Below are 12,010 nucleotides of genomic sequence, written 5' to 3'. Positions count from 1 at the left end.
AGGACCCGACAATGACTCATTACGCTGCCCCCTGCTGGTACGGCAAAGTGCCCAGCGCGGGTGACTTTGTGAAGCGCCGCTTCCCGGACGTGCTCTATCGCCAATGGTCCAGCTGGTTTCAGGTGGGCCTGCATCACTGGCAGAGCACGAAAGAGCATGACTCCGAGCCATCACGCACGTTTCTTAACGCACCGGTGTGGAATTTTGTGGTGCCGCCGATGCTGGGCAGTCAGCTGATTCAGATGGGCTGCCTGATTGCCGCGCGTGACAGCGTGGGCCGTAACTACCCGCTCTGCGCGCTGCGCCACTTCACGCCCGCCGAGTGGTCGCCAGCCCTGCTGGCCCGCTCCGGCGAGTGGTATCAGCAGGTCGGCAATACGCTGCTGCGGGTGGTGCAGGGCGGCGGGTCACCGGAACAGCTGGATCAGGCGCTGATCAGCATTCCTCAGCCGCAACCGCCGCAGGAGGCGGACGACTCATCAGACATTCTCAACGTCATCGGACATGGCGATACCCCTTCGACGCTGAACTGGACACTGCCGGGCGAGAACTTCGACCCGCAGTTCTACACCAGTTTCTGGTGGACTAATCAAAGCGACGGCTTCCCGCTTTATACCCAGGTCCACAGCGGTAATTTTACCGCCCAGCTCTTTTCGTTGCTGTTTGATCCGGCCGGTGGGGCAAAGCCGGGACGAAACGGACTTTATCCCCCGATGTTTGAATCCTGAGGCGACACGCATGACGATGAATATAGAGGTTTTGCTGACTCCGGTCAGCGAGGAGAATCCCTGCGGCGATAACCTGGAGTACCACGCCGATTTTCAGGCGATGGAGCAGGCCAGCGCCGGTAAAGCGGAGCAGCAGTTTGGCAATACCATTATTCCGGCAGAACCGGCCGACTGGAACAGAGTCGAGAAGCTGGCGATAGCGCTGCTGGCGCGCAGCAAAGATTTACGGGTAATGCTGGCGCTGACCCACGCCTGGACCGAACTGAAAGGGCTGCCGGGCTATGCCCAGGGCCTGAAGCTGATTGAACAGGCGCTGCTGCTCTACTGGGAGCCACTGTGGCCCCGGCTGGAGGAGTTCGGCGAGCAGGATCCGTTCTACCGCATTAATGCGCTGGCGCTGCTGGGTGACAAAACTGATCTGAGCGGCGCGGTGCGTCAGTGCTGGCTGCTGCGCTATCCCTCTGACGGCATCACGCTGCGCGATGCGGCCGCACTGTGCGACGGCAGTAAAACCGAAGTTGCGGACTATCCTGGCGGCCTGCCGCGTCTGATCGATGAACTGGCGCGCGGCGACCAGCCCGGTATTGAGGCGCTACTGCAGATTCATGAGCGGCTTCAGACCATCTGCGAAACCGTGACCGAACGGCTGGGCGAAGCTGCGGTGCCGGAACTCACCCAGCTGCGCAGACAGATAGCGCTGATCGCCGAACGTTGCCAGGCCACCGATCTCAATGCGCTGATCCCCACAGCAGCCGTGGAACAGCCCGCCGAAGTCACCGTGTCGCCTGCACCGGCCAGCCCGCGCGCTGCCGCTGACTGGCGCACGGTGCAGATCAGTTCCCGCGCCGACGCGCAGCTGATGCTGGAGAAAGTGAAGCTCTACTTCACCCAGCATGAGCCAAGTCATCCGGCCCCGCTGATGATCGACCGGGTGCAGCGCTTAATCGAGCGTGACTTTCTGGAGATCATTCGCGAACTGGCACCCGACGGCGTACATCAGCTGGAAACCATTTTCGGACGTCGCGATTAACCAGGCGTGACGCACACACACAGCGGGACCTGCGCGCCTGCTGTGACACTTTATCCGCGCATCATGTATGGAGAAAACCATGGCAACAAGCAAATCCAGTGGGCAGAAGTTCATTGCCCGCAATCGCGCGCCTCGCGTTCAGATTGAATATGACGTGGAAATTTATGGCGCGGAACGCAAAATCCAGCTCCCGTTTGTAATGGGCGTGCTGGCGGATCTGGTGGGTAAACCGCTGGAGCCACAGCCGGGCATTGATGAACGTAAATTCCTCGAAATCGACATCGACAACTTCGATGAGCGTATGAAAGCGCTGAAGCCGCGCGCCGCGTTCCAGGTAGACAATACCCTGAATGGCGAAGGCAAGCTGAACATCGATCTGACCTTTGACAGCATGGATGACTTTTCGCCGGACGCGGTGGCCCGCAACGTCGAGCCGCTGAGCAAGCTGCTGGAAGCGCGTACCCAGCTGGCTAACCTGCTGACCTATATGGACGGCAAAAACGGCGCAGAAGAGCTGATTGGTAAGGTGCTGCAGGATCCAACACTTCTGCAGGCGCTGACCCATCTGCCAAAGCAGGATGGGGCCACTGAAGGTAAGGAGCCACAGGCATGACGCAGACTTCACAACAACCGCAGTCGCAGAGCGCAGCCAGTTTCAGTCAGGATGAGTTCAGTGCGCTGCTGAATAAAGAGTTCCGGCCAAAAAGCGATCAGGCACGCGCGGCGGTCGAAAGCGCGGTGAAAACCCTGGCGCAGCAGGCGCTGGAGAACACCGTCACCGTTTCCAGCGATGCCTATCGCACTATTCAGGCGCTGATTGCGGAGATCGACGAAAAGCTGTCGCAGCAGGTGAACCAGATTATTCACCACCCGGAGTTTCAGTCGCTGGAAAGCGCCTGGCGCGGCCTGAGCTATCTGGTGAACAACACCGAAACTGACGAGATGCTCAAAATCCGCTTTATGAGCATCTCCAAGCAGGAGCTGGGTCGTACTCTGAAGCGTTACAAGGGTGCCGGCTGGGATCAGAGCCCGCTGTTCAAGAAAATTTATGAGCAGGAGTATGGTCAGTTCGGTGGCGAGCCCTTTGGCTGCCTGGTGGGCGACTACTACTTTGACCACAGCCCGCAGGATGTTGAGCTGCTGGGTGAGATGGCGCGTATCGGCTCAGCCGCGCACTGTCCGTTTATCACCGGCACCGCGCCCGAAGTGATGCAGATGGAGTCCTGGCAGGAGCTGGCGAATCCACGCGATCTGACCAAAATCTTCCAGAACACTGAATATGCTGCCTGGCGCAGCCTGCGTGAGTCGGAAGATGCACGCTATCTGGGCCTGGTGATGCCGCGCTTCCTGGCGCGTCTGCCTTACGGCATCCGTACTAATCCGGTCGACAGCTTTGACTTTGAAGAGCAGACCGATGGTTCCGATCACGGCAACTATACGTGGAGCAATGCAGCTTACGCGATGGCCGCCAACATCAACCGCTCCTTCAAAGAGTATGGCTGGTGCACCGCGATCCGCGGCGTGGAGTCGGGCGGGGCAGTGGAAAATCTGCCGTGCCACACCTTTCCGAGCGATGACGGCGGCGTGGATATGAAGTGCCCGACCGAAATCGCCATCAGCGATCGTCGTGAAGCCGAACTGGCGAAAAATGGCTTTATGCCGCTGGTACATCGCAAAAACTCTGACTTCGCCGCCTTTATTGGTGCGCAGTCACTGCAGAAGCCAATGGAATATCACGACGCCGATGCCACCGCCAATGCTCGTCTGGCCGCGCGTCTGCCATACCTGTTCGCCTGCTGCCGTTTTGCGCACTACCTGAAGTGCATCGTGCGCGACAAGATCGGCTCCTTTCGTGAGCGTGATGAAATGGAACGCTGGCTGAACGACTGGGTGATGAACTATGTCGATGGCGATCCGGCTAACTCCTCGCAGGAGACCAAGTCACGCAAGCCGCTGGCGGCTGCCGAGGTGAATGTGGAAGAGCAGGAGGATAATCCTGGCTATTACGCCGCGAAATTCTTCCTGCGTCCGCACTATCAGCTGGAAGGGCTGACGGTTTCTCTGCGTCTGGTCTCTAAGCTGCCGTCGCTGAAAAATGATAATGCGTAAGGGCTGATTCGCAGGGTTATCAGGCGCGAAAGGGTTTTGCGCCTGATGCCTGATAGAAAGGTTGCTGAGGTAAAAGTCAGGGAGGATGACAGGATGCTTAAAAAGTCAGCTCTGCACCTGCTGCATTATCTGCTGGTATTTATTTCTTCTCTTATTTTAATCACCTGTACAGGTTATTACCTTTTCTTCTTTGACTGGAATATTCCTGTTATGGGGAAAGTGACTAACGGTGTCCTGATTATTGTTTCATGCACTGTGTCGTTAGGTTTTTTCTGGGCGGCTGAAAAAATAAGAGAAATTTATTGAGTGTTTCTCTTCTTCTCTGTCTCCTTAACACCTGTTCAAAATCCCGACTTTCGTCATGAGAGTTTTATAGATAAATTGCCCGGCCCGGTGCCCGGCAACGCAGTATCTGAAATATCGTTTATGACGATATTTCAGAAGCAAGGCAAAGGTAAAATATGGACTGTTTTATTCAGCCCCATGCTTTTCTTTTTGCCATATCCTTGCTTTTTTTGAAAGCAATAATCTCAACCAATAAAGAGTGAAAGATAATGGCTATTGATATGTTTATGAAGGTTGACGGAGTCACCGGCGAGTCTAAAGACTCTAACCACTCTGGCTGGACTGATATCACCTCTTTCTCATGGGGTGCTTCTCAGCCGGGTAATATGTCTGTTGGCGGCGGCGGCGGCGCCGGTAAGGTTAACTTCAACGACCTGCACGTCAATGCACTGATCGACAAATCTACCACGGCGTTGCTGAAGAACTGCGCAAGCGGTAAACATCTCGCTAAAGTTGAACTCTCAATCTGTAAAGCGGGTGGCTCTCAGGTTGAGTATGCACGCATTACCCTGGAAGACGTTCTGGTGACCGCTGTGAATTACAATGGCTCCGACAACGGCGATACCCTTGGAATGACCTACTCCTTCCAAGCTTCTAAAGTGAAGCAGCAGTACTGGGAGCAGAGTTCTTCCGGCGGCAAAGGCGCAGAGAGCAGCGCCGGCTGGGACATCAAAGGCAACAAAGAAGCGTAATAAAATACGCCTCCGAACAGGAGGCGTATTTTCATGAACATCGAACGATATGGATGCAGTAGTTATACGTTTCAAACATTTAATTGCAAAAGGAGGTTGTTATGGCTGAAAGAAATCCAATTGAGCCTGGGTTTTGCGTTGTCCAGCGTCCGGGAAGACTGACTGAGCAGGCAATGTGGCTCTATGGCACGCGCAATATGTCTGCCGCAGACTACTTTTTGCAATTAAATGCCGATGTTGCATGGGCTAAACCAGGTCAGATTTTGATAGTTGCCGATCCGAATGGTAACAATCATCCTGCAGCCATGCGCACTCTGGAAGAGGCTAAATCCAGAACCAATAATAGTGTCACTCATTTGACCGTTGATGAGGCTGACTTCTTCAACCGCCATTATGCTTCCATTGCTGCCATTACCAATTTTATGGATAAAGCCTCAGGTCTTATAGGCGATGCGGGAGAAAAATATTTTAACGAAATTGGCAAGAAACTCGTTGCTATTGAAACCGCCTACCGTAACCAATACCTGACATCAGGAACATTGTTTGGGCAACAGTTTTTTATCGAGCGCCGACGGTTGTTTGGTGAACTTGAATTGCTGTTGAACCGTTTATCCCGACTCGTTTTAAACCTGCGGCCCTATGACAAGATCAAACATGCATTAAACCTTTCCAGTTCCTCAATCATTCATGACTGGGAAACTGCGGGAACCGCCACAATACGGGGTTACTCGACCTATGTAGATGGTGCAGCCAGAGCTGCAAAATTTATGAAAATGGGTGGATGGGTTTCGATAGGATTTAGTGCTGTGAATACAACTAATGAGGTTTATCACAGCTGTACGAAAGAAAGAGAAGGTGAATGCTCTAAAGTGGCGGTTAAAGAGTATTCTAAGTTTGCAGCAAGCACGACTGCAGCTATCTTAGGGGGTGCGGCATCTGCAACCCTCGCAACATCTGCATGCGTAGCACTGGGAGTTGCAACCGGAGGCGTAGGTGCGTTAGCTTGTGGAATAGTCGGATCCGCTGTAGGCGGTTATGGCTCTGCTAAGTTGGGTGAAAAAGGGGCAGGTATTTTGATGGATAAAATTTTATGAGTTTGTATGAATTTTTTATGTATGGCAGTTTAATTTTATCTGTGTTGGTTATTCTTCTGCATGTCTACGCTGCGTGGTTCTTTAGAATTAATAAAAAAGCGTATCAGGATTTTATCAATCGTTATCAGAGTGCTGGATTGCAATTAGATTTGACGACGAAAGTTGCAAATCATTTAGGTTTTTATGCTAACTATCAAAAAATAGCATTTTTCATGAATCTCAGAAAGGGGCGGAAAATGCGCTTTTCTAAAACGGAAAATGTCAGCGCTAAGGCCTATGATTTTGTACAGCAACAACCCAAAGAAAATATGGTGTGGATGGAAAAGACACTCAATCTTTACCAGCTTACATTTATTTTGACATTTACCTGGGCTATTTTTATGGCAATTTTCGTTTATGCATATAATTGAAGCTATTAATAAGTTTTTATAACCACTCAGTACTTAACTATGTTGATGGAAATGGCTGCATCAAAGCCTGAGGGCACGTGACACTCTGGAATATCAATATCTGCTCTGATACCTGTCACTTCCTGGGTGGCGCAGAAAATGGTGGTTTTGTTCCTGATGTTGCCTCCCTGTGGGTACTGAAATGAAAAAATTCCTGATGTTATTTGCTCTGACTTTATCTCCTGCGGCGCTGGCGATAACGCCACCGGCGCCAGACTCCTTTAAGCAACCGGAGATTTTCAGCAACTGGCTTCTGAACCGTTGTGCAGGAAAAGCTGCGACTGACAAGGCCTTCACCGATGATGCATTTAAAAGCGCGTCAGCCTGGTTAGAGGTAAGTCATCTCCCTGTTGAAGCATTCAGTGATGGTGATAAGTTAATCAATGCGTATCTGAAGATGAACCTGACTGGCTCGGTCACAGGAAACTTCAATATGATGAAATGCACATTGCTTTCCCAAAGTCAGGATGCCGAGGCGCTCTACAATAAGTATAAGAAATAGCGTTTATTTTTAGGGGAATTAAAAGTTGATGCAGCGCTAAACATCAGCAGCGAATTTTCAAAAGAGAATATGTTTAGTTAAATGAAGCCGATAATTAAACCTGTAGTTGAGCAATATAATGTAAATTACTCTTATACGGAACTTGCCACATGATGAAGAAAGTAAGTCATTTGATTATGATAGTGCTTTTAGTTTCACCTTCATTTGTTTTGGCGAAGTCAGTTTCACACTTTGAAGGAAAAATATTCAAAGCGGATATTGAATATGGTTGTGATGAAGGAAACGTCACCTGTGATGATGTTTCGCTTAAGTCAACCAGAGTAAAAGACAATTCATCGATATCTCTTAAAGGTGAAACGATAAATTCAAATTGTCCTGACGTCTGCGACTTCCGGGGTTATCGCTTTACCAACGGCCAGTATGATTATTCCTTTTATCCAAGCCAGAAGGGCAACGGCCTCTGGGATTATATCGTTACCTTTAAAAGTAAAGTTATTGCTCGGGATCTTGGGGTGATTAAATAACATCGTTTATAAAAATTATTGCATATTGATTCTGCACTTGTTCTCAGACATAGGTGTGTTATTACAGGTGAGGTTTTTAATGAGAACTTATTTTTCTTTGTTGCTGTGTGTCACAGTTTTTTATGTTTCCCCCGTCCACGCGATGAGTGATTGTTCAAAAGGAAATAACGTTCAGGAAGTTAATGGATGTGCAGAAAAAAATAAAACAGAGTCAGAGCTGAATTTAAATAAAGAGTACAAGGCTGCGAAGGCCCGAATTGAGAAAATTTATAAGGGCCATGGTGAGGAGTCAAGCCAGTATAGAAGCGCCTTTGTTGATACTCAGCGTAACTGGCTTAAATACCGTGATAGTCAGTGCGGGCTTGAAGCCTATGCCGCTGAACAAGGCAGCGATGCTTATGTGAGTGCCATAAATTTCTGTATTGACCGTCTCGATCAGGAACGCACCGCGATTCTGAAGCAGTTGCCTTATTGATTATGCCTCTGGCTCATTTCTTTCCCGGCCTGACACACTCTTTATAGTGGATGGTGAATGTTGTGGTGCAGTTTCAGGCCAAAGCCTTATTGCCACCAGATGATCTTGTTTAAATGAAATTCATACAGGCCAATCATTTTTTATTTATATAAAATAAATGCCTATTCTTTTCCGTATTAACGTTATGCCATTTTAATTCGAAAATTTATAAGCTGTGATGCAATGCATTTAATTTATTAAGCAGTTTCTCTGTTAATTTAATTAATAAATTTATCGCCACTATTATTTAAGATAAAAACAACTCCCAAAATTAAAACCCCCCGCTTTCTATACCCCGCGCCTTTCCCCGAGAGGTGCGCGGTATAGATGCCGAACCGCTAACCGCAGGAATCCGTTATGCGCTTTACGATAATAACGACTAAACCCGGCCAACAGCCGCCACAGACTCATTGTGATTTCTTCCCGCCCGGCGGCACCATTGGTCGCGGCGTGGATAACAATCTGGTACTGCCGGATGACGATCGCACCATTTCGCGCCTGCAGGCGATTGTGCATATTACCGCGACGGGCGAATGCCGCCTGACTAACCGGGGCAACGTGACGCGCGTGTTGCTCAACGATATCCCGCTGGAACGCGGGCGTCAGGTTGAACTGCAGGATGGAGACATACTGGGCATTGATGATTATCAGCTGCTGGTCAGCGACCTCAACAGTGCACAGCAGCCGCAGAGTGAAAGAGCCGTTCCGCGTCCTGAGCCGGTGCAGCCCGTAGCACCCGTCCGCGCACCGGCAGCGGAAAAAGCCAGCACCACCGCCGCCATTCCCAGCGAAATCTGGGACAGCCTGGCGAAAGAGTTTTCGATTTCGGACGATCTCTCTAAACGCAAAGCTGCGCCAGAGATGCCCGAAGCCCATCCGCTGACCGCGCCCGCTCGCCCTGACCGTAATCCGGAAGATCCGCTGGCCCAGCTGATTAACGATGCGCCGCTGGATTATGGTCAGCAGCCCAAAAGCAGCAGTCTGTTTGATGAAGGCGATGCGTTGTTCGCGCAGCAGAGTATTTTTGACGATCGGACGCCGAGCACGCTGTCTGCTCAGCAGAACACAGTGCCACCGCAGACTGAAACGCCCGCCGCTGAACTTGATCCACTGAGTCTGTTTGACGGCGAGAGCAGCACGGATGCGCGCAACCATGATGATCCGCTGGGTCTGATGATGGGCAACGCGGTGCCGCTGGCCCAGCCGGAGCTGACGACGGCGAAACCGGCCACGTTGCATGTATCACCTCAACCGGTGACAAAAACTGAGCCGGTTGCCGCACGTCCATCGGAGCAGGCTCCCGCCAGCCTGACCGACACCGATCACTCACCGCTGTTCAGCGTCGACGAATCACCGATCCAGCAACACGAATCTCACAGCCAGCCTCACCCTGAGGCACAGCAGCAGACACCGCTGATTGACGAGGAACTGCCCGGCCAGTCTGACGCGGTAAATCCGCAGAACGACTACGGCGGAATTACGCTGCCTACGCCGCAGGCGGTACAGCGTGCGCCATCACCGACGCCGAAAGGGCGGTTACGCATCGATCCCGTTGCTTCCGGCGGTCAGCATGCCGACGCTGTGCCGGGTCACTCCACCAGCCAGAGCAGTGGTGATGCGCTGAAGGGTGAGTTACTGGATGCGCTGCTGGAAGGAATGGGCCTTGGTGACCTGCAACCGACGCCGCAGTTTGACCGAGAGCAGATGCTGCAATTTGGGCAGATGCTGAGCATGTTCTCGCAGGGCACGGTGGCGCTGCTCTCTTCGCGATCGATCCTTAAGCGGGGAGTCAAAGCCGATATGACGGTGATCCTCGACGATGCGAATAACCCGTTCAAACTACTGCCCTCAGGCAAAACCGTCTTGATGCAGATGTTTGGCAGCCGTATGCCGGGCTTTATGCCGCCGCGTCAGGCCGTGCGTGATGCGCTGATCGATTTGCAGGCGCACCAGCTTGGCATGATCGCCGGCATCCGCGCCATCATCGCCTCAATGCTGCAATCCTTTAATCCAGACCAGCTGGAAGCCGAGGCGCGTCAGGCGGGATCGGTCTCACGGCTCGGCCTGCCGGGCAGTCGTAAAGCCGCGCTCTGGGAGCACTTTGTTGAGCGCTACGGCGAGACGGCGGGTGAAATTGAAGACGATTTTCATACCCTGTTTGGCGAAGCGTTCCTGCACGCCTATGACCTGGAAGTTAATCAGTACAAAGACTCACAAACTCACACGGATGACGCATGAATATCACTATTGCTTCGACGTCGAATCAGGGCGACCGCGCCAGCAATCAGGATCAAATCGGTGATGTTATCGGAGAACGATCGGCCTGCTTCGTGGTGTGCGACGGAGTGGCTGGCTTTCCCGGCGGTGACATTGCAGCAGAGATCGCATGCAGCCAGCTGACAGCGGCTTTTGATGGTAACGCGCACCTCAATGCACAGTCGATTCGCGACTACGTCAACCACGCTAATCACGCCATCCGCCAGCAGCAAAAAGTCAGCAGTGAGCACAGCCGGATGGGCACCACGCTGGTCAGTCTGTTTATCGATCGCGACTATCAGCTCGCCTGTTGGGCACATGCAGGTGACAGCCGGCTCTATCTGTTTCGTCGCGGTTATCTCTATTACGTCACCACCGATCACAGCCTGGTTCAGCAGATGAAGGATGCCGGACATCGCACCGAAGGCATCAACAGCAACCTGCTCTATTTTGCGCTCGGGATGGGCGATGAACAGCGGGATGCCAGCTATAGCGAAGTGGTGGAAATTGAAGATGGCGATGCATTCTTACTTTGTACCGACGGGTTCTGGCATGGCGTAACGCTGGAACAGATGCAGCAGTCGCTGCACATGGTCAATACACCGGAAGAGTGGCTGACGCTGATGCAGCAAATCATCAAAAACGATCAGCCGGATGAAGGGCAACAGGATAATTTCAGCGCGCTGGCCGTCTGGATTGGATCACCACAGGACACCACCTTACTGCACTCGCTGTCCGAAGCGGCGCAGTTTTTCCCTCTGCGAGATTGAGAACGCCAACATGAAATATGGATTACTGGGTCTGGCTGCGCTGCTGCTCAGCACGCACGCTTATGCTGAAAATTACCGCATCGTTCAGTCCCCGGCACAGAAACTGGATGTCTGGATTGATGACGTAAAAAACAATCAGCTATCGAGCTGGTGTGACAGCACCATCAATCTGCGGATTGTCACTCAGGGTGAGAAAGACGCAGAGGTATTAAACGGTTTCCTGCCACGGGTCGCCGGGCTGATGGCGACACAGTGTAAGCCGCTGCAGCAGCTGCATTGGCAGCTAACCGATGCGCAGGGCAGCGAAATTGCCACCGGCAGTGCGACCAAAGCGCAGCAGTGGAGAACCGTGGTCACACCGCCTGTGGCTCAGCCGGTTCAGCCGGCTACCGCTGCGGTGCCCGCTGACGCACTACGCAACGCCGCGCAGGCCGACACGTCGCCGTGGCTGCAGTTTAGTCTGCTTGATGGCTGTCATTTTCGGACGTGGTGGCAGCATCCGGCGCACAGTAGCGCGCTGTTTGTTCCGGCAAAGCAGGGCCTGGTCTGTGGCCAGGATGGCTGGCTGAGTGGCCACAGCAGCCTGACGCAGATCGGCAATGGCGCGCACACCGCCATCAATGTCACCTTCCTGCAGGGCTTCCCGGTCGCCGATCTTAGTAACAAATCAGCCACGGCCGAACTGCATATCACCACGGTCAACAGCGAACGCATGGTGCTGAGCAACGAAAAATCCCCGGACAGCTGGCTGATTCTGCCGTTCAGCAACCGCTTTAACGGCTGGCAGGCAACGCGTCAGGTAGTGGTGCAGATGCCCATCAGCGAAGCGGCCGATCAGAGTGCGCTGCAGGCGCGTCTGCAGGAAGTTCGTAAAGTCTGGTCGCCGTGGATTAGCGGCGATGCCGCGCTGAGCGTGCAGCTGGTGGAAAAACTGCATCCTGAACTGAAAGATCCCGCCGCTGCGGTCTACCGCACCCTTAACTGACGCAAAAGGAGT

14 protein-coding genes and 1 pseudogene are annotated in these 12,010 nt (G+C 52.6%); all 15 read left to right on the top strand.

The window, feature by feature from the left end:
* The first annotated feature begins 11 nt into the window (after positions 1-11).
* On the top strand, positions 12-728 hold the full coding sequence (tagF, locus tag ABIB18_RS00360) for a type VI secretion system-associated protein TagF (RefSeq protein ID WP_089561016.1): 717 nt from the start codon (positions 12-14) through the stop codon (positions 726-728).
* A 16-nt stretch (positions 729-744) separates the two neighbouring features.
* Entirely contained in the window at positions 745-1,758 is a 1,014-nt protein-coding gene (gene tssA, locus ABIB18_RS00355) for a type VI secretion system protein TssA (RefSeq protein ID WP_354473674.1), read from the top strand.
* Between the two features lie 79 nt (positions 1,759-1,837).
* Entirely contained in the window at positions 1,838-2,371 is a 534-nt protein-coding gene (gene tssB / locus ABIB18_RS00350) for a type VI secretion system contractile sheath small subunit (RefSeq protein WP_089561014.1), read from the top strand.
* The gene (gene tssC / locus ABIB18_RS00345; protein ID WP_089561013.1) at positions 2,368-3,867 is read left to right on the top strand and encodes a type VI secretion system contractile sheath large subunit; all 1,500 of its coding nucleotides are present in this window, start codon (positions 2,368-2,370) and stop codon (positions 3,865-3,867) included. The genes tssB and tssC overlap by 4 nt, the downstream gene beginning before the upstream one ends.
* A gap of 45 nt (positions 3,868-3,912) precedes the next feature.
* Positions 3,913-4,173 (top strand): hypothetical protein, encoded by a 261-nt coding sequence (locus ABIB18_RS00340; RefSeq protein ID WP_354473462.1) that lies wholly within the window; start codon positions 3,913-3,915, stop codon positions 4,171-4,173.
* Between the two features lie 248 nt (positions 4,174-4,421).
* On the top strand, positions 4,422-4,904 hold the full coding sequence (locus ABIB18_RS00335) for an Hcp family type VI secretion system effector (RefSeq protein ID WP_031592956.1): 483 nt from the start codon (positions 4,422-4,424) through the stop codon (positions 4,902-4,904).
* A gap of 101 nt (positions 4,905-5,005) precedes the next feature.
* On the top strand, positions 5,006-5,998 hold the full coding sequence (locus ABIB18_RS00330; RefSeq protein WP_354473461.1) for a hypothetical protein: 993 nt from the start codon (positions 5,006-5,008) through the stop codon (positions 5,996-5,998).
* Positions 5,995-6,408, top strand: a complete 414-nt coding sequence (locus ABIB18_RS00325) for a hypothetical protein (RefSeq protein WP_354473460.1) — start codon at positions 5,995-5,997, stop codon at positions 6,406-6,408. The genes ABIB18_RS00330 and ABIB18_RS00325 overlap by 4 nt, the downstream gene beginning before the upstream one ends.
* A gap of 71 nt (positions 6,409-6,479) precedes the next feature.
* Positions 6,480-6,593 (top strand): annotated as a pseudogene (locus ABIB18_RS23745) (hypothetical protein); the annotation flags it as partial.
* Positions 6,590-6,949, top strand: a complete 360-nt coding sequence (locus ABIB18_RS00320) for a T6SS amidase immunity protein Tai4 family protein (RefSeq protein ID WP_031292998.1) — start codon at positions 6,590-6,592, stop codon at positions 6,947-6,949. The pseudogene ABIB18_RS23745 and the gene ABIB18_RS00320, both read left to right, overlap by 4 nt.
* A 149-nt stretch (positions 6,950-7,098) precedes the next feature.
* A complete protein-coding gene (locus tag ABIB18_RS00315; RefSeq protein ID WP_109653198.1) occupies positions 7,099-7,473 on the top strand; it encodes a hypothetical protein in 375 nt (124 codons plus the stop codon).
* A gap of 79 nt (positions 7,474-7,552) precedes the next feature.
* The gene (locus ABIB18_RS00310; RefSeq protein WP_354473459.1) at positions 7,553-7,948 is read left to right on the top strand and encodes a lysozyme inhibitor LprI family protein; all 396 of its coding nucleotides are present in this window, start codon (positions 7,553-7,555) and stop codon (positions 7,946-7,948) included.
* A 396-nt stretch (positions 7,949-8,344) separates the two neighbouring features.
* Positions 8,345-10,225 carry a type VI secretion system-associated FHA domain protein TagH gene (gene tagH / locus ABIB18_RS00305; protein WP_354473457.1) on the top strand — a complete coding sequence of 627 codons (1,881 nt, stop codon included), beginning with the start codon at positions 8,345-8,347 and terminating at the stop codon, positions 10,223-10,225.
* Positions 10,222-11,013, top strand: a complete 792-nt coding sequence (locus ABIB18_RS00300) for a PP2C family protein-serine/threonine phosphatase (protein WP_354473455.1) — start codon at positions 10,222-10,224, stop codon at positions 11,011-11,013. The genes tagH and ABIB18_RS00300 overlap by 4 nt, the downstream gene beginning before the upstream one ends.
* 10 nt (positions 11,014-11,023) lie before the next feature.
* A complete protein-coding gene (locus tag ABIB18_RS00295) occupies positions 11,024-11,998 on the top strand; it encodes a hypothetical protein (RefSeq protein WP_354473454.1) in 975 nt (324 codons plus the stop codon).
* The last annotated feature ends 12 nt before the right edge of the window (positions 11,999-12,010 follow it).

Source organism: Pantoea sp. UYEF8, assembly GCF_040546285.1.
Taxonomy (GTDB): domain Bacteria; phylum Pseudomonadota; class Gammaproteobacteria; order Enterobacterales; family Enterobacteriaceae; genus Pantoea; species Pantoea brenneri.
This window is presented reverse-complemented; position numbering and strand designations above follow the sequence as displayed.